This is a genomic window from Microbulbifer mixtoriginis (SeqCode), from assembly GCF_052468275.1.
The window spans coordinates 2,855,781-2,877,578 of record NZ_CP174341.1; the positions used below are offsets into that span (position 1 = coordinate 2,855,781).

The window sequence follows — 21,798 nt, forward strand, 5'->3', positions numbered from 1 at the left end:
GCTGTGAAACAAGCTATGGCGCTTCCGCGACCAAAACAGCCCGTTTGGGCGCGGGGTGACCTTCTACTGTTTTGTCCGGTGATTGCGGATCGAGAAAGTCGGCCAGTGATTCAAAGTGCATCCAGTCGGTGCGTCGCTGTTCCTCCAGGCTGGTGATATTCAAGTCTACTGTCCTAGGATTGCGAAAACCGCACTTGCGCAGCCAACTTTCCAGGGTTGCGCAGCTGGGAAAGAACCATACATTGCGCATTTTAGCGTAGCGGCCCTCTGGCACCAGGCAATCCCCGAGCCCGCCATCAATCACCAAGGTCTCCAGCACCAGTTGTCCACCAGGGCGTAAGGTCTCACGCAGTTCGCGCAGGTGGTCCATCGGCGAGCGGCGGTGGTAGAGCACACCCATTGAAAAGGTGGTATCGAAGGCGCGCAGATTTGCGGGCAGGGCTTCGATGCCGAGTGGCAGCAGGTCTACCGGCTGTTCGTCGCCGAGATATTTTTTCAGGGCGTAAAACTGCGCGACGAATTTTGCCGAGGGATCTATGCCGATCACCCGCCGGGCCCCAGCGCCATAGGCGCGCCAACAGTGGTAGCCGTTGCCGCAGCCAACATCCAGTACCAGTCTGTTTTCCATAGGAGCGAGGTGCGGCAGCACCCGGTCCCACTTCCAATCGGAGCGCCACTCGGTATCGATAGGCAGGCCAAATATTTCCCAGGGGCCTTTGCGCCAGGGGTGTAGTTTTCTCAGTTCCTGTTCCAGTCGCTGTAATTGCTGAGGCGAGGCGTCGCTGGCCTTGCCGATACGCACGCTATTGCTGAGCTCGATGCTGGAGGGAGCGATATTCGGTAGGGCTTCGACAGCTGCGCGCCAGTCGGGCAGGTCGCCCCAGCGATGAGGGCTAAGGTTTTCGGCTACCTGTTGAGGAAGCTGAGCCAGCCAGCTGCGCAGCTCTGGGATATGTTGCAAGCCTTGGTAGAGTTGGGTGTAGTCAATCACGGGTAGTTACTTATCGGGGCTGCCTTTGATAGCGATCAGGGAGGCAAAGTTAAAACATTGGAACCAGACATCGACGCTAGTGAAGCCGACGCTCTTAAGACGAGATCGGTGGGTGTCTAAGGTCTCTGGAATCAGCACATTTTCTAAAGCGGAACGTTTCTGTGCAATTTCCAGTGCGCTGTAGCCATTGGCGGCCTTGAAAGAGTGGTGTAACTCAATCATCAGTTCATTGTGGTCTTTATCGGCGAAGTCCACTTTCTCGGAAATAATCAGGATGCCGCCGGGGCGCAGTCCCTGCTGGATTTTGCGCAGGATTTCCTCGCGCTCCTCAACCGGAATAAATTGCAGGGTGAAATTCAGTACCACAACGGAGGCGTTTTCAATCGCTACGTTTTGCAGGTTGTCGCAAATGAGTTGCACGGGTACTTCACCGCTATCCGCTTCGAGTACAGTGCGCGCCTGGGATACCATCGCTTCGGAATTATCTACGGCAATGATTTCGCAGTCTGCTGCGGGAATACGGTGGCGCATGGCCAGGGTGGCGGCACACAGTGAGCTGCCCAGGTCATAACAACGGCTGCCCGCTTGGGCATAGCGTTCCGCGAGGGTGCCGATCATGGCCACGATGGTGGTGTAGCCGGGCACGGAGCGCTTGATCATGTCCGGGAAGACTTGCACCACCTGCCGATCAAATTCAAAGCCGGCCACCTGGCCCAGTGGGTTTGCGTAGATATTATCTTGTTTGCTCATCGGAACTTCGCTTAGGGATCACGGCATGGATCCAGGAGAAATGATTACTGCCGAGTACTATTTATCTGCAAACGGGTTAAACCGGCGCCCCGGCAGTAGATACTGCCGGGGCCAGGCTCAATTACAGTTTTTCTTCTTGCAGGTTGAGCTTCGCAGCCGCTTCACTGCCCTGGGGGCCGGTAACAATCGCGGTGCTGGCTTTTGACGGTTCCAGGTAAGTGGCACCAACGCGCTGCAGGTCTTGCAAAGTAACTTCGGTCACCCGCTTGCGGAACTGCTGGCGTACTTCGTGGCTGCGTCCATAGAGGCCTGAGTGGAAATTCTTTTTGGCCTCGCCGGCGGGGGAGCCGGGTTTATCCAGGCCGCCAATCACACCGAGGATGGACTCCTCCACTTGCTCTTCTTTGTGCTTGCCTTCGGCCAGCCACTGCAGGGAGGCATCGAAGTCCTCTAGGGTTTCTCCCATACGCGGATCGCGATAAGAGTAAAAGCGGAATACCCCGATATTGCTGTCGTGCCCGGCACCACCACCGTAGGCGCCGCCCTGTTCGCGAATCGTGCGGTGCAGGAAGCCATTGCGCAGGAAACCGCTCAATACGGACAGCGGCGCGGCATCCGGGTGCGACATGGGTACGGTGGCGTAGGCTTTGGAGCAGAAATTCACCTGGCTGTTGGCCACCCAGAGCTCCTGTACCCGTCTGCGCTCGAAAGGCGCGTCCGGATTGGCCGCAGCCGTGCTGGATGAAGAGATAAGTGGTGCCAGTGCCTGGCTGAAGTCACTGAGTTTTTCCTCTTCGCCAATAAGCAAGAACTGGCGCGGGGCGGCGAGGATCTTGTTGTGGATTGCCTGGAAGTGCGCAGAAAGTTGCTGCAGGCCATCTTTCTCATCGAGTCCTTTGACCATGGCTCTCAGGTTGCGCAGGCCAAGCAGTCCGCCGCTGGCATGGCTCTCCCAGGCTGCGCGATTATAACCGGCACTTGCCGCCGCCATGGCGAGAGCATGGCCGTTGCCGACAACACCCTGTTCGCGGCGCGCCAGGGTCTGTTGCAATAACTCTTTGATACGGGCGTGCTCATCGAAGCGCACCTGTGCCATAGTGGCCTGCATCAGCTCGGTCAGTTCACCCTGGTTTCGAGAGAGCGCCTTGCCGGAGAGAATAAAGTGGCCGGACAAGTGATCGAGGTTGTCGATGGCGGTGCGGCTGCTGGTGAAGCCATGCAGAGCACCGGCGACACGGGTCTGCCACTGCTGGACCTCCAGGTAGTCTTTATCGGCGAGGCCAACCTCGCTCAATACCTGGCAGTAGTAGGGCAGTAGTGCCTTTTCTTCTTCGCTGAATTCCGGCAGGGCGCACACCATTTGTTGGTAAACCAGACCATTGGTGCCAGCGCTGTAGCGGGTGAGTTTTTGTTCGCCGATCTCAGTGGTTTCACCCTCGACATCGGGCATTTCCGCGGGGATATCCTCTACACCCACTTTGGGCAGGATGGAGGCATCATCTTCGCGATTCTGGCGGTCCGTGAGGGCCTTGGCAGTTTCGACTATTTGCGCTTTTTCCTGCTCGCTAAGGCGCGCTTTGATCTGTGCCAGCTGTTCCTTTTCCGCCTGCTCTTTACGCCCGGCCAGTTTATCGTCCGGGCTCATTACCAGGCGCACGCGGTGCTGGTTTTCCAGTAGGAGTTCGCGCGCTTTATTGGCGATAAACATCGGGTCTTTGATCTGATCGCGCAATTTTTCCAGGGTAGTGTCGATATTCAGCAGGCCAACCGCATCACCGCGGTGAGTGGCGCCGGTGAGTGCGGTAAGGATCAGCTGCAGGCCATAGGGGTAGCCATCGCCTCCAATTTCGCGCTGCTGCAGTTCCAACTGATGCAGACTGGCAGCTACTTGCTCGTAGGGGATGCCTTTCTCGGCGACTTCTTCCAATACGGAGAGCACTTGTTTTTCTAGCTCGTCGGCGCGCTCGCGCTCGCTGCCTTCAATGCCACAAACAAATACCAGCTCCCGCTGGGAATCGTCCAGCCCGATAAGGGGGGAGGGGGAGGTGCCGAGGTCAGTGGTCTCGAGCAGTTTCATCAGTGGGGAGGCGCTGTTATCCAGCAGCACGCCGGCGAGCAGGTGTGCAGTGAGTGCCTCTTCCAGATCGGTAACGTCGCCGAGTAGCCAGCTCAGAACGATATGGGTTTTTTCTTCCAGTGCTTCACCACTAAGCGGGTAGTGTTCTTCCACCTTGAGCGGGGCGTGATAGCGGTCTTCGCGGCCCACTTCGATCGTCTTGTCCAGCTTCTCAAATTTGTGCAGCGCTTTTTCTTCGAAAGCTGCCTGGTGTTCGGCGGCGGAAATATCGCCGAAAGTCATAAAAATGGCGTTGCTGGGGTGGTAGTGACTGCGGTAGAAATCTACCAATTCTTCATAACTGAGTTTGGGGATATCTGTAGGCTCGCCACCGGAGTTGAAGTGGTAAGTTGTGGTGGGGAACAGATATTTACTCAGGGTGTGCCAAAGCTGCGAGCTGACCGAACTCATGGCGCCCTTCATTTCATTGAACACCACGCCTTTGTATACCAGCTCGCTGCTGGTGTTTTCAGTTTCGGCGAATTCCAGGCGGTGCCCTTCCTGGGCAAAATCCAGTGGGTCCAGTGTGGCGAAAAATACCGCATCCAGGTAGACATCGAGAAGGTTATTGAAATCCTTGCGATTCTGGCTGGCAAAGGGGTAGGCGGTCCAGTCCGAGCTGGTGAAGGCATTCATAAAGGTGTTGAGTGAACGCCGAATCATCATAAAGAAAGGGTCGCGCACCGGGTATTTGTCACTGCCGCACAGTGCGGTGTGCTCAAGAATATGGGCCACACCGGTGGAATCGTGAGGCACAGTGCGCAGTGCCACCAGGAAAACATTTTCCGCGTTGTCTGCGGCAATGTGCAGGTGTTGGGCACCGGTGGTGGTGTGGCGGTATTCCTCGACACGTACGCCGAGGGAATCGATATCTGCGCTGGTAACCAGTTCAAATGCAGGATGTGAGTTGTTCAAAAGACAGCTCCCTGGAGTTATAGAAAATTTTCTGGCCGGCCTCTGCTGCCGGCGAAAGGGCGCTATTCTACCGCTTGCACACACCGGAAAGACAGTGTTGACAAGGATGTCAGCAAGGCGAAGACTTCACCTACCGAAGCCCCGGCATAAATGTAGACGAACAGGGAGATAGAGGTTGTCCTGGTTGGATATCGCCAGCGTCACTGGCTTTTTAATCACATGGGTCGGTTACACCGTCTTTGCACGCAAGAAAGCCAAAGAGACTTGGTGTCTCACATCATCATTACAGTGGTACCGGGTGGAGTGGATGCTGCGCATGCTCGATCGGGATATGCGCATGGCAGATACCGCAATCCTCAGTAACCTGGAGCGGGTGATTGGTTTTTTTGCCTCCACTAGTATTCTGATTTTGGCGGGCCTGGTGACGGCCTTGACGGCGAACAAAGCTGCCATCGAAGTGCTTACCAGCTTGCCTTTTGCCGAGCCTACCACGGTTGAGCAGTTTGAACTGAAAGTGATGCTGCTTATCCTGATTTTTATTTTCGCCTTTTTCAATTTCACCTGGTCCCTGCGCCAATACTCGTTTGCCAATGTGTTGATTGGAGCCGCACCTCCGCCGGAAGCGGGTGAACTGTCGGAGGATGAGCGCCTTCGTTTTGCTATCAGCACCGCTAAGGTGATCGACCACGCCGGGCACAGTTATAACTACGGGCTGCGCTCCTATTACTTCTCCATGTCAGTGCTGGGCTGGTTTATCCATCCGCTGCTGTTTATTGCCGGTTACCTTTTTGTGGTTTGTGTCTTGTATCGGCGGGAATTTATGTCCCGCGCACTCAACTCGATTTTGGCGGCGCGGGAGGGCGGCCTGGAGAGGCAGCAGAGGAAGAAGTTCAGTGGAAAATAGTGAAATTGTGGCGGCTTTTGACAAGGTGGCCAAGCTACGGGGCTGGGAGCAACTACATACTGCAAAGAATCTGGGGGTGGCACTTTCGGTAGAGGTGGCCGAGTTGAATCGGCATTTTCAATGGTTCGAAGACGCGGATATTCATTCGCTGATGCAGAGTGAGAATGCTAGAGAAGTTGCTGCAGAGCTGGCGGATATCCAAATGTACCTGTGTAAGTTGGCAGAGGTGCTGGGGGTGAATATGGATTTAGCGCTGCGCGATAAGATTGCGGAAAACGAGCGCCGCGCGATAGAAGTTGTAAATGGTGGGGCTCCATGAGTGAGGTAGATTTTAGCGACAGGAACTTTGATGACCTGGCGCATCGATTTCGCGATCGTATTTATGGCGGCCTCAAGGGGGATATCCGTCTGGCGGTGTTGAATCGGGATTTAGCTGCGATCGTCAGCCGGGAATCGCGCACCTTAAAAATCGTGGATGCAGGCGGTGGCCAGGGGCACTTTGCCATGGACCTGGCGGCTGCGGGGCATCAGGTGTACTTGGCAGATATTTCGGCACAAATGCTGGAGCACGCAGCCGCTGAAGTTGAGGCGAGACATTTACAAAAGCGAGTAACCCTTTTGCACAAGCCCCTACAGGCGCTGGCACAGATGAAAGCGTTGCAGGGCGCGGACATTGTGATTTGCCATGCAGTGCTTGAATGGCTGGAGGAGCCACGCTTGGCCTTACAGCAGCTACACCGTTTGCTCAAGCCGAGTGGCCATTTGTCCCTCACTTTTTACAATCGGCGCGCGCTGGAGTTTCGCTTGTTGCAGCGTGGCAGTTTTCGCCAGCTGGAGCGCAATATCGATGAAGACTATTGGGGTGGGCACCCCGGGAGCCTGACACCACAAAACCCACTGCTATTGGAGTGGGTGAGTGATTGGCTGCAGGAGGCCGGTTTTGAGGTGACCTGCCACAGCGGTATTCGTTGCTTTCACGATTTTATGACGCCTGCTATTCGTGACAAGTTACCCGCTGCGGCAATTGTACAAAAAGAATTGGAGTATTCTCAGACCGACCCTTATCGCCAGTTGGCGCGCTATGTTCACCTCTTGTGTCGTGTACCAGAATAACCTTGCCCTGATAAATAGTCGCGATCAGAGCGTATTCAGCAGCAGTTCTTTGGCGGCATTTACTCTTGAAGCTAGATAGTCGTTGCCGCCACGATCCGGGTGTAGTTTTTGAATAAGCTTGCGGTGAGCGCCGATAATTTCATCGCGTCCGGCATTGGCGCCAACGCCTAGAATTCGTCGCGCTTCGTGTTCACTCAGAGGCGGCCCTTGGTCGGCCTGGGCGGCTTTTTGTTCCTGATGGGGTTCTTGTTCTTGTTGTTGGCTTTGATTTTGTCGATTGCGCGCATAACGCTCGAACAAGGGGGCCAGCCAGGGCATTAAACGAGTGAGTTGATTGAGCAGGCGGCCCAGCACCGGTAGGATCAACAGAACCATGGCACCGACCCAGTGCAGCCTTCCGCTGACGGCTAGTAACACTACGATGACTGCTGCACCCAGTAGGGTGATAAAGAAAATCTGCTTGCGCCTATCGCCTTTTGAGCTGGACTTGATTTTCTGCCAGGCATACCAGATGCCGAGTAAGATCAGTATTAGAAGAATTAAACGTGCCAATGGCGGCTCCTTAGGTTCTGCACTTGCCAAGTTTGTGCCCAGGGCTTAAATATCTTTTCGATCCCATGGATTGTCAGGTTAACATGGCTCGCCTCAAGCCTTTCCAATCTCTGGGCGGAATGAGGGCTTGTGGCTATCCTGTTTGAAGAAAATTTCAGCACTTGAGATAACAGTATGCAATACGACAAATTCCAGATCCCGGATGCGGATCAGATTTTGCCCGGCCGACCACAGCCGATGGAAATCACCGGTATCCATCATGTCAACGGCAATTCAATCCAGGAGCCATTCCCCGAAGGCATGGAAGTCGCAATTTTTGGCATGGGGTGTTTCTGGGGTGCAGAGAAACAGTTTTGGGACATTGACGGTGTCTATGCCACTGCGGTGGGTTACTCGGATGGTGCCACCGAGAATCCGAATTACGATGAGGTATGTAGTGGGCGTACCGGGCATGCCGAAGTCGTTAAGGTAGTGTTTGACCCCAACAAGGTCAGCTACTCGGAATTACTAAAAACTTTTTGGGATATGCATGATCCCACCCAGGGAATGCGCCAGGGCAATGATATCGGTTCCCAATACCGCTCCTGTATTTTCTGCACTCACGAGGGGCAAAAGAAAGAAGCGGAAGCGAGTAAAGAAGCGGTGCAAGCAGCCTTGAACGAAAAGCAGCGCGGTGAGATTACTACCGAAATCAGCATGGCCCAGCCATTTTATTACGCCGAGGAATACCACCAGCAGTATATGGCGAAAAATAAAGAGGCCATCTGTCCAATATTGCGCAACCCCATGTACGATTGAGTCAGATCCGTTTGGCCAGAGGGGCGGTAACCACCGCCCCTTAATCCTGCCTGCCCATTAATCTCATTTTATTTCTTACTCAGCTTTTTCATGGTCTGTCATGTCAGCTCATGGTGCGTTTATTGAGGGTGCTGCTTTCCGCTTTATTTCCCTTGTCGCTGATGCGCGCACCAGTCACTCCAGCTGCCGGGATAGAGCAGGGAGTCCCGGCGTCCGGCAAGTTGTTGGGCAAAATAGTTCACACAAGCTGTCACCCCGGAGCCGCAGTAATTCAGAATAGGGCGTCCATCGGAGCGAGCGTCCCATAGTGCTTGGAGTGCTGCAGTTGACTTCACTTTACCCACATCATCGGTCATTTCGCGCCAGGGTTGGTTAATCGCACTGGGAATATGGCCGGCAATAGGGTCTATGGGTTCGTGTTTTCCGGCGAAGCGATCCTTATCGCGGGCATCGATCAGCTGCCAGGGTGCGTTGCCCAGGGAGGCCTTGAGGGTTTCGTAGTGCACCAGCAGGTTATCTTTGGGGTTTGCTTTGAAATTACCCTCTGGTGTGGTGGCGGGTTCACGGGTCTCTAGCGATAGGCCGGCATCGAGCCAAGCCCGCAGGCCCCCATTGAGAACCTTAATATTAGTGTGGCCAAAGAAGAAAAACAGGAACCAAGCCCGTGCGGCAAAGCCCAGGCGATTATCATCGTAGACAACGACTGGCGTATCGGCGTTGATCCCCAGTTTGCGGGCGAACTGTTGGAACTGGGCGCTGCTGGGCATAGGATGGCGCCCACCCAATTGATGGGTAGGGGCCGATAAGTCCCTATGCAGGCTGGCATAGTGGGCTCCGGGAATATGCCCCGCTGCATACGCCAGGGCGCCACTCTCCTTATCGGCGAGGTCATAGCGACAATCCAGAATCCCTACGGTTTTGTTAGCGATTAATTCTTGTAAGTCTTCCACCTCAATAAGCGAAGCGCTACGAACTCTGTCCATGCTGTTTCCTGCTGTCGTTCAAAGACACCAATTGATTAAGGGCTGCTTTCTGGGGCCTGTACTCCGCTGGAAGGAGCCTCTGTCTGTTCATCTTGGTTCTGCCCCTGCTGTTCTTCCTGGATCTGATCGGCCAGCTCCTGCTGGCGGCAGATTTTGGTGGGCTCGGTCTGGTCGCTTGTCGGGTTATCGAGAAAGCGTGCTGCCGCTTTTTCGGCACAGCTGCTGGCGGAAATAATATCGTGAGCTAATTGAGGGAAGAGCAGCCACTGGTGATTGGGTAGTGCCTTGCGCGCTACATCTACATCTTCGGCTGATAAAACAGGATCTAGGCCGCCGTGTAACACCATAACCGGCGCGGGAGTGGCGATGGGTTGTGATTCCAGCAGTGGTGCGGCGGGGATCGCCCAGATTCGGCATTGTAGTTGCAGCAGCTCCAGGTCTGAGCGCACGGCGCCACCGAGAATACCTGTGTCCTCGGCGCTTTCGCGGGCCTCGTCGAAATCGACAAAGGGGGCTTCCTCATAGCAGAAATGGCTAACTCCGGCGGCATCGCCGAAGTAGGGGTCCAATACGATCTCCATAAAGTGCCCTATGGCCTTTTGCGCGGGCTTCAGACCTTCATCGCCACTGTTTTCCAGGCCCTCAATGAGTTTTGGCAATTCACTGTAAAAGTTCTCGTTGTATAGGGCTTGGAACAGTACCCGTAGCAAGCGTTGGCCAGTGAGTACAAAGGGATAGGGCTGGTTGGAATAGCGGTGTTTGATGGAGATCGTGCGCGGTTCTTCATCCAGGGTTTGCACCAGATTTTCCAGGCGGCGGCGCAAGTCTGGGTAGCGGCTGTTGCATTTCGCATCTTCAATACAGTGCTTGAGGCCGCGCTCGTAAGCTGCCAGTGAATCTTGTGCCAACTGTTGGGTGTAGACAATATTAGGAAAGACGGCGCTGTTGAGTACCAAGGCGCGGGTTGAATCGGGGAAATCCCGCGCATAGGTGAGGGCATAGCGAGAGGAGTAGGAAACGCCGTAGAGGTCGAGTTTATCGATTTTTAACCGCTTGCGGAGTTCATCTACATCCCGCGCAATCACCGAGCTGTTGTATTGCGCCATATCTGCGCCCTTGCTCAGGCGGCTATAGCAGCGCTCCATACTGAAGGCGAAGACACGCGCTTCTTCTTCCGGGGAGAGATTGCGCTGGAAAGCTGTCTGCGCATCTTCGATAAATTCGCTGCAGGTAAGGCGCGGCCTTGCCATGCCGGTGCCGCGCGGGTCTATCACAATCAGGTCGCGCCCATCCTCTACAGTCATGGCGGCGTAATTCAACCATAGCCAATCGCTGGCGTTTTCTGGTTCCAGGCCCATGCTGGCACCGGGGCCACCCGCCCCGAGATGCAGCAGCGGGGCCTTGTTTGGCGCTGGATTTTTGGCGCGAAAGCGTATAACCGGGAAGCGGATTTTGCGCCTTTCTGGATGGGCGTAATCCTCCGGTACTTCCATCATGAAGCACTGAGTGGCGGGCCAGCTGTCGTCTGTTTTGAACCAGCAGGATCTGGGGTATAGGTGGGTATAACTTCTGGGCTTTTTCGCTGCGGGGGAAGTTGTCCCTTGTTCAGACCGATCACAGGCACTCATCAGCAGGCCGATCAAAATGATGGAGGCGGTCAGTGGGCGGAAGTTTCGCACTAAGAGTATTCCTGTGGGCCGAAAAAGTTCTGGGTTTTGTAAATTGAGCCGCTCAATGATTGCCAAATCGGGCAATGGGAGCGGATAGATTCCATCGCAAGGCCGCTAAGCGAATTGACAAGGTCACCACTACAGCGATGGCAATCACCAGATCCCCCGGCAACTTACCACTGGCATCCAAGGCAACTAATACAGCGGCGCCGGTAAGAGCTGCTGTGGCATAGATCTCCCGGCGCAATAGCAATGGGATATCGCCGGAAAGTACATCGCGAATTACTCCTCCGAAGGTGGCGGTCATCATGCCCATTACGATCGCAATAGTGGCGGAATAGCCAAGTTCTAAACCTTTCTGCGTGCCGATTACTACAAACACCGAGAGGCCGATAGCGTCTGCCACCATCAGCAGACGCATGGGTACCTGTAGATAGCGTATCAGGTAAAAACTAATTACACCGGTCGCGACAGCAATCCACAAATAGTAGGTGTCCTGCAGCCAAAATACGGGGATATTGAGGATGATGTCCCGGATGGTGCCCCCTCCCGTAGAGGTAACACAGGCGAGCACTACTGCGCCAAATAAATCCATCTGCTTGTGACCTGCAGCGAGTACGCCACTAAAGGCAAAGACTGCGATACCGATCATATCGAACCAATGCAGCAGCTCATCCATATCATCATTACATCCTGGAATTGGCGGGCAGGGGAGAATAGCACTTCTATTTAAGCAAAGGGAATCGTCTACTTTACCGCTGGAGAGAAGTGTGAGGTCGTGCAGAGTGGGGCATTAGAGCAATTCCGTTAGCGGTTGCTATGTTTGGCAAAGCGGGGAGTTGTTTTCTTCCGCTCCAAAAATTTTTACCCCCCTATAAACGCTAAAAAGAGAGCCTGCTGAAGTGGCAGCGAAACGGGCAGAAGCACAGGATGGATAACTCTTAACATGCCAATTCATAGCATTTTAAAAGCACTGGCTTGTGTATTCATCATTGGTATGGCCTATCCGATTGTTAAGTTGGCTCTCAGTGATGTTCCCCCTTTGATGCTCACGGCGATGAGATATGCCTTGGCGTCTATTCCATTTGTTTGGTTTTTCCCTTTTCCAAAAACCTCAGTATGGAATGTTGTCCTGATAGGCGTATTTTTACAGCTTCTCACTACGGGACTGGTTTACTTGGCGATGCGCACTGATGCGCAGGCAGGAATTGCCTCGCTGCTGGTGCAGTCACAAGTGATTTTCACCTTAATTTTCAGTATCTGCTTTTTTGCGGAAAAAATAAGTTGGCAGCAGCTTGTGGGTCTGTTGATCGCGGCCGCTGGCTTTACATTGTTTTTCATTGATGCTGATAAGGGAGGGGCCACAACGCAGAAAGGGTTTTTGCTCTTGATGGGCTCGGGTATGGCTTGGGCCATTGCTAATCTGGCTTTGAAAAGAATGCGGGGAGTAAATTTATTCCATCTGATGGTCTGGGCATCGCTGGTGCCGCCAATTCCTCTATTCGTATTGTCCTATTTCCTGGAAACTCGAAAGCCCGTTCAGCATTTACTGGAGGCCTCGCCAATAGCCTGGGGTGCGATCCTCTATCAAAGTCTATTCCTTACGTTGCTCGCTTATGTTTGGTGGGGGGACTTGATTAGGCGTTATTCAGCTGCTTTTGTTGCCCCCTTTGGGCTGCTGGTACCGGTATTTGGTTTGATGGGATCCTGGGTGATTTTAGGCGAATCGATGGATGCGATGGAGTGGGGTGCATCTCTATTGGTTTTTATCGGAATTGCTTTTTGTGTGATTAATGTGCAGGCGATAGAGGCACAGGCCAGGCAATAGCAGTGCGCTAAAAGGGAGAAAAGTTTACTGTGAGCGCGCCACCCGCGTATGCCGCGGGTGGCGCCCGGTGAGGCGTTAGACGAACGCCTGTAGGCCGGTTTGGGCACGGCCCAGAATCAGGGCGTGAACATCGTGGGTGCCCTCGTAAGTATTTACCGCTTCCAGGTTCATCACATGGCGAATCACGTGGAACTCGTCGGAGATACCATTGCCGCCGTGCATATCGCGGGAAATGCGGGCGATATCCAGGGCCTTACCGCAGTTATTGCGTTTCACTAGGGAGATCATGGTGGGGTCGAACTGCTTGTTCTCATCCATGATGCGGCCAACGCGCAGGGAAGCCTGCAGACCCAGGGTGATTTCGGTTTGCATGTCGGCCAGCTTCTTCTGGAACAGCTGGGTTTGAGCCAGTGGGCGGTTGAACTGCTTGCGGTCCAGGCCGTACTGGCGCGCTGCGTGCCAGCAGAACTCACCGGCACCCATGGCGCCCCAGGAAATACCGTAGCGGGCGCGATTCAGACAGCCGAAGGGGCCGCGCAGTCCGCCAATTTCGGGGAACTTGTTTTCTTCGGGTACGAAGACATTGTCCATCACGATCTCGCCGGTGATGGAGGCGCGCAGGGAGAATTTGCCCTCGATCTTCGGCGCGCTCAGGCCTTCCATCCCCTTCTCTAGTACGAAACCACGAATGATGTCTTCGTCATCTTTGGCCCAAACCACGAATACATCGGCGATGGGGCTGTTGGTGATCCACATCTTGGCGCCGCTGATGCGGTAGCCGCCGTCTACTTTTTTGGCGCGGGTTTTCATGCCGCCGGGATCGGAACCTGCATCCGGCTCGGTCAGGCCAAAACAGCCAACCCACTCACCGCTGGCCAGTTTGGGCAGGTACTTCTGCTTCTGCTCTTCGCTGCCGTAGGCGTAGATCGGGTGCATTACCAGGCTGGATTGCACGCTCATTGCGGAGCGGTAGCCAGAGTCCACCCGCTCGACTTCGCGGGCTACCAGGCCGTAGGAAACGTAGTTGAGACCGGCACAGCCGTAGCCTTCGATGGTGGAGCCCAGCAGGCCCAGCTCGCCCATTTCGCTCATGATTTCACGGTCGAAAATCTCGTGGCGGTTGGCCTCCAAGACCCTCGGCATCAGCTTGTTCTGACAGTATTCGCGTGCGGCATCGCGCACCATGCGTTCTTCGTCGGTCAACTGCTGGTCCAGCAGCAGGATGTCGTCCCAGTGGGCGAGTGGCTGATGTTTACTCATGGCTAGTCTCTTCTACTTCTTCCGTTATTAATCGGCACCGGGGTTTGTCGCCAATCCGGCAAAAGTTGCCGAATCTTGAAAGGGACATTGGCAAGCATCCCGCGGCAAAACCCAGTGACCATTCAGTTTATTGTGGCGCATCATACCTAAGTAGCTGCGATGGGGCACTCCTAACGGCAGCAAAATTTAGACTGGTTTGAGCATGGCTGTGTAAACAAGGGTAAAACGCCTTGCGAGCTATTTTTGTCGGAAGATAATGGGCGCAATAATTCTCTGTTTTTCCTGTTTTTAAATACTTTTCCGGTGATTTTTCTTGGGCTTTTACCGTGTTTTGGCAATTTGTGTTCCACTGCTGGCCAGCTGTTCCTCTCAGCCCCTTGAGACTGTCGAGCCGCAGGATATTTTGTCTCTGCCGCAGACATTCAGCGCCTCGGGTACTGAGGCGGCCGATGTCCGGTGGTGGCGAGGGTTTGAAGATCCACAGCTCGACCAGCTGGTAGAACTGTCTCTGCGGGATAATCCCAGCTTGCAGGCCAGCTATTGGCGCCTGCGCCAAGCTGCGGCGGCGGCCCGTGGAGCCCGTTCAGGGCTTTTCCCCCGAGTGACTGCCCAGATAGAAAATACCGAGCAGCGCTACTCCTCTGGGGAATTTACCGACCCTTCCAACGAGGGTAACAGCTGGAGTACCCGTATCGCTGCCAGTTATGAGCTGGATCTCTGGGGACGCGTGCGCGCCGGAGCCAGCGCGGCTGAGGCAGGGCTTCAGGCCCAGCAGCAAAATCTACAGACCGCCGCTCTGAGCCTCGCGGCGGAAGTCTCCTCAACCTGGTTGCAGCTGTGCGAACAGTGGGGGCAGCACAACTTACTGCTGCAGCAGCTGGAAATTAATCGGAAGTCTCTCAGGGTGCTGGAGTCGCGTTTTGCACGCGGGGTCAGCGACGCCGCCGATGTGCTGCAGCAGCGCCAGTTGGTGCAGCGCTCTGAGCAGGAGCTGGAACAGACAGGCTCCGATATTGAAGTGCTGAAGGTGCAACTGGCCACTTTACTGGGCATCAATCCGGATCAGTTGACTGGATATATCCACAAAGAGGCGAGTCTGCCGTTTTTGCCGGCCCTGCCTGATACAGGCATCCCATCGCAACTGTTGCTACGGCGCCCAGATGTACGGGAAGCCCAGCGCAAGCTGGAGCAGGATTACCACCTGGCTGATCAGGCTTGGGCGGACAGGCTGCCCGTACTGAGTCTATCCGCTGTGGCCAGTAACGGTACCAGCCTCATCAGTGATATTACCGAGAACTGGCTGTTGGCTATCGCCGCCTCCCTGGAAGGGGTGATCTTCGATGGCGGTGCGCTCAGTTCCGCACGGCAGCAACAGGATGCGGCTTTGCAGGAACGTTGGGCGCTATATCGAGAAACCGTGAACCAGGCACTGTCAGAAGTGGAGCAGGCCCTGATTCGCGAAGGTGCCTTGAATCGGGAACTCGAACACCTGCGAGAACGAAAGCGTTTATCCGAACTGATCGTGCAGCGGCGTAACCGTGCCTATACACGCGGTGCTGTCGATTTTCTCAATCTGCTGACGGCTACCACCGAACAGCAGAGCCTGGCTCGTGAGGTGTTGTCTGCCGAACGCCAGCTGCTGCAAAACCGAGTCACATTATATCGCGCACTGTCCGGGGGGCTGCCGCAGCAAGATCTGCCCGAACCGGAGCCCGCAGACCTGGAGTTGTACTTGGAGGGAAATAGTTGATGTTAAAGAAGTTCAATCCGCGCTCGCTCATACCTGTGGCTTTACTGGTGTTGGCAGCTGTGATTGCCGCCTGGATGCTGCGGGAGAAACCCACAGTCTCTCGCGGTGAGCGCAAGATGCCACCGCCGGCTGTGGATGTGGCTGTGGCGGAGCAGGGGAGTTTCCCCATGACTTTAAGCGCCCTGGGAAAAGTGACCGCGCGCGAATTGGCGGAGTTGCAGCCTTTGGTAGACGGGCAGGTGGAATGGCTCGACTACGATCTGGGGCCGGGCGCGGTTCTACCCAAAGGTAAAGTGCTGCTGCGTATTGATTCTGAACCCTACCAATTGGCCCTGAAATCCGCTCAGAGCACCCTCGCCGGCCGGCGTGCGGAGTTACAGCAGGAGTTGGGGCAGCAGCAGGTGGCACAGGAAGAGTACGAACTGCTTGGCACTGCTCTGGGAGAAGCCGACCGTGCACTGGTATTGCGTGAACCCCAGAAAGCTGCGGCCGAAGCAGCCGTGCAGTCGGCGGAGGTCGAGGTGGCTCTGGCGCAGCGTAATCTGCGCCTGACCGAAGTGCGTGCCCCTTTTGACGCATTAGTGGTGGCGCGTAATGTGGATGTGGGGGATCGAGTATCCCCCGGGATTAATCTCTACAGTTTGGCCAGCGCTAGCCGCTTCCAGATTGCTGTTGAGGTACCTGCTAGCCAATTACACCGTCTGGATAGTGGCGATGTGGAAGTCCGCATTTATGGCAGTCAGTGGCCCGCCGGTAGTTTCCGCCAGGGAGAGTTTGTTCGGGTGATACCGGTGCTTGAGGAGCAGGGGCGGCTGGCACGCGTACTGGTGGAATTGAAAGATCCTCTCTCTGTATTGGACCCCTCTCAGCCGCAGCTTTTGCTGAATGATTTGGCCAGGGTGGAAATTGTCTCACGAGCTGAGGAGGCGCTGGTGCGAATCCCCCTTACGGCCCTGCAAGATGACAACCTGGTTTGGGTAGTGCGCGACAATCGTACCAGTATTCAGCCGGTTGAGGTTGCCTATACCAGCGGCGATTTTGCAGTGCTCGATAAGGGGCTAAATGGTGGCGAAACCCTGGTTACGACTCGTCTGATCACCGTTACTGAAGGTATGCCGGTGCGGATTGCCGCAGGCCCCCGTTCGGTAAAAGAGCTGCCCGCCGATGCTGCCGCTTCAGCCAGTGAGGCCCCAGGTGCCGGAGCGCGGCGCCGTGAAACTGGGGGTGACAATGACTGAGCGCAAAAGAAGTGATGCGACTATTGATACCCGCCAGGGCGCTATCGCCTGGATGGCGCGCAACCATGTAACCGCCAACCTGTTAATGCTGGTCCTGATTGTGGGCGGGCTGGTTTTCTCCCTGGTGGTGAAGAAAGAGGTTTTTCCTGAGTTCAGTCTGGATAGGGTGACGGTTTCCATTTCTTATCCCGGCGCCAGTCCGGAAGAGGTGGAGCGTGGTGTATTGGTGGCCGCCGAACAGGCGGTACAGGGTATTGTCGGCATTAAAGAGATGCGCGGTGCGGCCAACGAGGGTAGCGCTTCACTGATTCTGGAACTTGAGGGCGATGCGGATGCCAATCTGGTTTTTCAGAATATTCAGCAGGCCATTGATTCGGTGACCACGTTCCCCGGTGACATTGAGCGCCCACAGGTGAGTCTGGCCGAGCGCAAGCGCGACGTATTGGACCTGGTCCTGCATGGCAATCTGGATGATCGCAGTTTGCGCGCCCTGGCCATGCAGGTGTACGACAAACTGGAGGCGCACAGCGGTATCACCCAGTTGGAGGCCCAGGGCGTTCGAGATCTGGAAGTGGCCGTTGAGATACGTCGCGACGATTTGCGGCGCTATGGCCTGACTCTGACAGAAGTTGCCCAGGTGGTAAAAAACGCGGCGGTGGATATTCCCTCCGGCAGTGTTAAATCCAAGGCCGGCGAAATCCTGGTTCGGGTTACCGAACGGCGTGATTGGGCGCGCGAGTTCGGCAATGTGGTGGTCACCCGTGGCAGTGGCGGCGGCCCGGTGTATCTGCGTGATATCGCCAATATCAGCGATGCCCTCGAGGACGAGGCGCGCAATATGGTGTTTAACGGGGAGCCCGCCGTCAGTATCAAAATTTACCGCGTAGGTGAGCAGACACCGATGAGTGTCAGCGAGGCGGCGCGGGAAGTGATCGATGAGGTCAGAGCCAGCCTGCCGCCAGGAGTGACGCTGACCATTCGCGATGACGACTCGGAGATCTTTAAAGAGCGCCTCTCTCTGCTGTTGAAGAACGGATTTATCGGCCTGCTGCTGGTATTTGTGGTACTCGGTGCCTTCCTGGAATTGCGTCTGGCATTTTGGGTGACCCTCGGTATTCCCACCAGTTTCCTCGGTTCACTGCTGTTTCTGCCCGGGCTGGATATCTCAATCAGCATGGTGAGTATGTTCGCCTTTATTATCGCCCTGGGTATTGTGGTGGATGATGCCATTATCGCGGGGGAAAATATTCACGAATGGCGGCAGAAAGGTTATAGCAATTTAGAGGCGGCTATTGCCGGTGCTCGCCAGGTAGCGGTACCACTGACCTTTGCCATCCTCACCAATATCGTCGCCTTCATTCCCTTAATGGAATTGCCCGGCTTTATGGGCAAGATTTTTGGCGTAATTCCTTTCGTGGTGGGTTCGGTATTTATCATCTCCTGGGTGGAGGCGCTGTTTATTTTGCCTGCGCACCTGGCCCATTCACGTCGGGGTTATAAGAGTCGGCGGGCCCGCCGTTTCGCCGCTCGACAAAAATTGTTGGCTCGTGGTCTGGACCGTTTTGTGCAGAGGCGTTTCCGTCCCTTTTTGAACCTTTGTGTAGCGCACCGCTACAGCACCATTGCCATCGCTATTGCCATCTTGTTGGTGATGGCGGGCTATGCGGCCAGCGGGCGTATGGGCTTTACCTTAATGCCGCGAGTGGAGCGGGACTCTGGCCGCTTTGCGGTAACTTTCCCTACCGGTACCCCTCAACAGCAGTTGGAAAAAGCCAGGACGCAGATTATTGATGCCGCCGACAGGGTGCTCGAACAGTACGACCGCGATCGGGTTTTCCTCGGCAGTCGCGGGATGATTGGGGACGATGCGATTCAGGTGGATGCCTATTTTGTTGCGGCGGATCAGCGCAGTTTTTCTACCGGGGAGTTTGTACGTCAGTGGAGAAGGGAGGTGGGGCCGATAGCCGGTTCTCTCAGCGCAATTACTGCATCCGATCGCGGTGGGCCTGGTGCCGGTTCCTCTCTCACTGTGGAGCTTCGCCACACGGATACGGACATACTGGAACAGGCCGCATTACGCTTGGCTGGTGAGCTGGAGAAATTCCCCAATGTCAGCGACATCGATGCGGGTATTTCTCTCGGTAAAACCCAGCTCGACTTGACCCTGACGGAAACGGCCAAAAGCTTGGGCGTTTCTGCGGAGGAAATTGGCCGCCAGCTGCGTGCCTCCCTCTATGGGGCTGAAGCCTTGCGTCAACAGCGCGGGCGCGACCAGGTGAAGGTGATGGTGCGCCTGCCGGAAACTGAGCGGGTTACGATGGACGATATACACAATATGATGATCCGCGCCGGCAATGGCCAGTGGCTGCCACTTCTCGACCTGGTCGAAATTGAGCAGGGGCGGGCCTACGCCAAAATCAACCGTCGCGAAGGGCGTAGGGTGACCACGGTTACTGCTAATGTGGAGCCCAGCGATCAGGCGGCACTGGTGATTAACGAGCTGAATATCAGTGTGATGCCGCAACTGAAAGCGGAATTTCCCGGCCTTGGTATCTCCTATGAGGGACGTCAGGCGGATGAGCGTGAGGGACTCGCCTCATTGGGGATGACATTTATGCTGGCTATGGCGGTGCTCTACCTGTTGCTGGCGATTCCGCTGAAGAGCTATATACAGCCATTAATTGTGATGATTGCCATTCCCTTCGGTGTGATCGGCGCATTGCTCGGCCATTTGGGGATGGGCTATGGCCTCAGTATGGTGAGCCTGCTGGGTATGGTGGCGCTCGCCGGGGTGGTTATTAACGATACTCTGGTGATGATCGAATACAGCAACCGCTTGCGCAATGAGGGTGCTGACCTGGAAACTGCAATTAAGCGCGCAGCGGCGCGCCGTTTTCGCCCAATTGTGCTGACTACGGTTACCACTTTCTGCGGCCTGATGCCGATGATTTTTGAAACTTCAGTGCAGGCGCGCTTTATGATTCCGATGGCGATTTCCCTCGGCTACGGAATTCTCGCAGCTACAGCTATTTCTCTTTTGTTGGTTCCCTGCCTTTACCTGATGTTCGGAAAGGATATTCCCTTACTGTTGGAGAAGGCGAAAGTAGCGATTAAATCCCTAGTCAGGCCTGCGCAGGTTTAATCCCTGCGCAGTTCGTCTTTGGTGGCGATAGGGTTGGGAAAATTCATCACCACGATATAAGAGGACACCAGGAAGGTCAGGATGGCGGTGGCCTGTATCAGGTGCGAGGCTTCGCTGCCGATTAGGTTCTGGCTAAAGGCGAGTAGGGCGATCAGTAGGGAGAATTCACTGATTTGCCCCAGGCGGAAGCCGATATCCCAGGCCAATATTTTGAGTTCACTGTGGCCACCGAGTAGATAGCGGAATACCACTGGCTTGGCTAGCAGCACCACCACGGCAGTTACCAGTGCAGGAACCAGAATTTCCGGTAGCATTGACAGTTTGAACTGGGCGCCAAGGCTGAAGAAAAACAGGATCAAAAAGAAATCCCGCAGGGGCTTCAAATTGAGGGCTATGTACTGGGAAATCCGGCTGGCGGCGAGGGTGATGCCGGCGATAAATGCGCCGATCTCCCGTGACAGCCCCAGCGTTTCTGCCAGTTCCGCCATGCCCATGCACCAGCCCAGCGCCATCAAAAACACATACTCATGAAAGCGGTCGAAACGGCTAAATAGTGGCAACAATAGGTATTTCACCACTACCCAGGCAAACGCTACTAATAAGGGCAGGGCTCCGAAAGATAGGGCTACTTGTCCCAGGTGCATATCCCCACTGCTGTCACTGAGCAGAATCATCAAGCAGACGATGGCGACAAAATCCTGAAACAGTAACAGGCCCACCATCAACTCCCCCAGCTTCTTGTGGTGTAGTACCGTGGTAGGCAATAACTTGATACCGATAATGGTGCTGGAAAACATCAAGGCCATACCGATCACCCAGCTCTCCATGGTGGTAAAGCCAAACAGCTGACCGATAGAAAAACCAATACCCAGGAAGATGGCGCAACTGATAATGCCAACAAAAGTAGCCTTGCGCAGCACCGAGACCAATGCCTGGGGCTGCATATCCAGCCCCAGCAGGAACAGCAGGAAAATGATACCCACGTTGGACATATCTGAGAGCAGGCGCAGGTTATCGATGACCGCAAGCCCAGATGGTCCCAGCAGTACACCCAGGGCGATATAGGCGACTAATAAGGGTTGGCGGCCGAAGAGTGCCAGGGTGGCAACTATCGCGGCGCCACTAAAAATGAGAAAGAAGGATTGGAAGAGGGAGCTGTCCGCCACAAGTCATCCTTGAAAGTGAGCGAGGTCTCATCATTATCCACAGATGGGCGAACAGCTAAACCCTTATCACTCCTGGTTTTCTGAGGGAATGGGCAGCTCAGTGGTGCTTTTGATCTGCTCCAGGGCGAAATTTGAAATGATATCGCTGATGCCTACGTGCCTGATCAACTCCTTGTAAAAGCGGTCATAGGCAGAAATATCGCTCACTACCACTCGCAGCAGGTAGTCGTAGTCCCCGGCCATTCGGTAACAATCCACCACCTCCGGTAGTTGTCCTACATGCTTTGAGAAGGCTTCTGCCCACTCCGGGGTATGCTGGTCGGTTTTTACCTGGGCGAACACCGAAACTGGCAGGCCCAGAATTTCCGCATTGAGCAGGGCGACCTTGCGGCGGATGATGCCGCTTTTTTCCAGCTTCTGCACCCGGCGCCAGCAAGGGGTCTTTGTGAGTCCCACACGCTCCGCCAGCTCCTCAATAGAAAGGCTGACGTCCGATTGCAGAATAGCGAGCAGGTGTCTATCAATCGCGTCAAGTGAGGACATAGTGCTACAGCGCTCCCTTGGCCTAGGGTCTTGTGTCCCTGTATCGAAGTAGAAGCCCTCACTGGCATTGCCCTGGCGG

18 protein-coding genes are annotated in these 21,798 nt (G+C 55.1%); 8 read left to right on the forward strand and 10 right to left on the reverse strand.

Annotation, left to right across the window (positions count from 1 at the left end; all coding sequences use genetic code 11):
- Positions 1–13: 13 nt before the first annotated feature.
- The 3 genes from cmoB to ACJJIC_RS12520 all read right to left on the reverse strand — a co-directional run bounded on the left by cmoB (position 14) and on the right by ACJJIC_RS12520 (position 4,772).
- Complete coding sequence (cmoB, locus tag ACJJIC_RS12510; protein ID WP_252085732.1) at positions 14–991, reverse strand: tRNA 5-methoxyuridine(34)/uridine 5-oxyacetic acid(34) synthase CmoB; 978 nt, start codon at positions 989–991, stop codon at positions 14–16.
- Between the two features lie 6 nt (positions 992–997).
- On the reverse strand, positions 998–1,741 hold the full coding sequence (gene cmoA, locus ACJJIC_RS12515; protein ID WP_252085733.1) for a carboxy-S-adenosyl-L-methionine synthase CmoA: 744 nt from the start codon (positions 1,739–1,741) through the stop codon (positions 998–1,000).
- A gap of 121 nt (positions 1,742–1,862) precedes the next feature.
- Entirely contained in the window at positions 1,863–4,772 is a 2,910-nt protein-coding gene (locus tag ACJJIC_RS12520; protein WP_445357071.1) for an insulinase family protein, read from the reverse strand.
- 175 nt (positions 4,773–4,947) lie between these two features.
- Between ACJJIC_RS12520 and ACJJIC_RS12525 the strand changes: the two genes are divergently transcribed.
- The 3 genes from ACJJIC_RS12525 to ACJJIC_RS12535 are packed head-to-tail and all read left to right on the forward strand — an operon-like array spanning position 4,948 to position 6,789.
- Positions 4,948–5,676 carry a DUF599 domain-containing protein gene (locus ACJJIC_RS12525; protein WP_252085735.1) on the forward strand — a complete coding sequence of 243 codons (729 nt, stop codon included), beginning with the start codon at positions 4,948–4,950 and terminating at the stop codon, positions 5,674–5,676.
- Entirely contained in the window at positions 5,666–5,995 is a 330-nt protein-coding gene (locus tag ACJJIC_RS12530) for a nucleotide pyrophosphohydrolase (RefSeq protein ID WP_445357072.1), read from the forward strand. Before ACJJIC_RS12525 ends, ACJJIC_RS12530 begins: the two co-directional genes overlap by 11 nt.
- Positions 5,992–6,789: a methyltransferase gene (locus ACJJIC_RS12535; RefSeq protein ID WP_445357073.1), complete on the forward strand. Its 798-nt coding sequence runs from the start codon at positions 5,992–5,994 to the stop codon at positions 6,787–6,789. The genes ACJJIC_RS12530 and ACJJIC_RS12535 overlap by 4 nt, the downstream gene beginning before the upstream one ends.
- A 24-nt stretch (positions 6,790–6,813) precedes the next feature.
- Here the strand turns inward: ACJJIC_RS12535 and ACJJIC_RS12540 are convergent, their stop codons facing one another.
- Positions 6,814–7,341, reverse strand: a complete 528-nt coding sequence (locus tag ACJJIC_RS12540; protein ID WP_444885110.1) for a J domain-containing protein — start codon at positions 7,339–7,341, stop codon at positions 6,814–6,816.
- Between the two features lie 174 nt (positions 7,342–7,515).
- On the opposite strand from ACJJIC_RS12540, the gene msrA reads away from it, so the two are divergent.
- Positions 7,516–8,139, forward strand: coding sequence for a peptide-methionine (S)-S-oxide reductase MsrA (gene msrA / locus ACJJIC_RS12545; protein ID WP_444885109.1), 624 nt, complete (start codon positions 7,516–7,518; stop codon positions 8,137–8,139).
- Between the two features lie 143 nt (positions 8,140–8,282).
- On the opposite strand, the gene ACJJIC_RS12550 is transcribed toward msrA, so the two are convergent.
- The 3 genes from ACJJIC_RS12550 to ACJJIC_RS12560 are packed head-to-tail and all read right to left on the reverse strand — an operon-like array spanning position 8,283 to position 11,471.
- A complete protein-coding gene (locus ACJJIC_RS12550; protein WP_445357074.1) occupies positions 8,283–9,122 on the reverse strand; it encodes a sulfurtransferase in 840 nt (279 codons plus the stop codon).
- A 35-nt stretch (positions 9,123–9,157) separates the two neighbouring features.
- On the reverse strand, positions 9,158–10,801 hold the full coding sequence (locus ACJJIC_RS12555; RefSeq protein WP_445357075.1) for an alpha/beta fold hydrolase: 1,644 nt from the start codon (positions 10,799–10,801) through the stop codon (positions 9,158–9,160).
- A 52-nt stretch (positions 10,802–10,853) separates the two neighbouring features.
- The gene (locus ACJJIC_RS12560) at positions 10,854–11,471 is read right to left on the reverse strand and encodes a trimeric intracellular cation channel family protein (protein ID WP_252085742.1); all 618 of its coding nucleotides are present in this window, start codon (positions 11,469–11,471) and stop codon (positions 10,854–10,856) included.
- A gap of 267 nt (positions 11,472–11,738) precedes the next feature.
- Between ACJJIC_RS12560 and ACJJIC_RS12565 the strand changes: the two genes are divergently transcribed.
- Positions 11,739–12,620 carry a DMT family transporter gene (locus ACJJIC_RS12565; RefSeq protein ID WP_252085743.1) on the forward strand — a complete coding sequence of 294 codons (882 nt, stop codon included), beginning with the start codon at positions 11,739–11,741 and terminating at the stop codon, positions 12,618–12,620.
- A gap of 75 nt (positions 12,621–12,695) precedes the next feature.
- Here the strand turns inward: ACJJIC_RS12565 and ACJJIC_RS12570 are convergent, their stop codons facing one another.
- Positions 12,696–13,880, reverse strand: coding sequence for an acyl-CoA dehydrogenase (locus tag ACJJIC_RS12570; protein WP_444885105.1), 1,185 nt, complete (start codon positions 13,878–13,880; stop codon positions 12,696–12,698).
- Between the two features lie 313 nt (positions 13,881–14,193).
- Between ACJJIC_RS12570 and ACJJIC_RS12575 the strand changes: the two genes are divergently transcribed.
- The 3 genes from ACJJIC_RS12575 to ACJJIC_RS12585 are packed head-to-tail and all read left to right on the forward strand — an operon-like array spanning position 14,194 to position 20,010.
- A complete protein-coding gene (locus ACJJIC_RS12575) occupies positions 14,194–15,630 on the forward strand; it encodes an efflux transporter outer membrane subunit (protein ID WP_445357076.1) in 1,437 nt (478 codons plus the stop codon).
- Positions 15,630–16,868: an efflux RND transporter periplasmic adaptor subunit gene (locus tag ACJJIC_RS12580; RefSeq protein ID WP_445357077.1), complete on the forward strand. Its 1,239-nt coding sequence runs from the start codon at positions 15,630–15,632 to the stop codon at positions 16,866–16,868. Before ACJJIC_RS12575 ends, ACJJIC_RS12580 begins: the two co-directional genes overlap by 1 nt.
- Positions 16,861–20,010 (forward strand): efflux RND transporter permease subunit, encoded by a 3,150-nt coding sequence (locus ACJJIC_RS12585; RefSeq protein ID WP_445357078.1) that lies wholly within the window; start codon positions 16,861–16,863, stop codon positions 20,008–20,010. The genes ACJJIC_RS12580 and ACJJIC_RS12585 overlap by 8 nt, the downstream gene beginning before the upstream one ends.
- On the opposite strand, the gene ACJJIC_RS12590 is transcribed toward ACJJIC_RS12585, so the two are convergent.
- Complete coding sequence (locus ACJJIC_RS12590) at positions 20,007–21,176, reverse strand: cation:proton antiporter domain-containing protein (protein WP_252085748.1); 1,170 nt, start codon at positions 21,174–21,176, stop codon at positions 20,007–20,009. The genes ACJJIC_RS12585 and ACJJIC_RS12590 overlap by 4 nt on opposite strands.
- 66 nt (positions 21,177–21,242) lie before the next feature.
- On the reverse strand, positions 21,243–21,719 hold the full coding sequence (locus tag ACJJIC_RS12595) for an Lrp/AsnC family transcriptional regulator (RefSeq protein WP_252085749.1): 477 nt from the start codon (positions 21,717–21,719) through the stop codon (positions 21,243–21,245).
- Positions 21,720–21,798 lie beyond the last annotated feature (79 nt).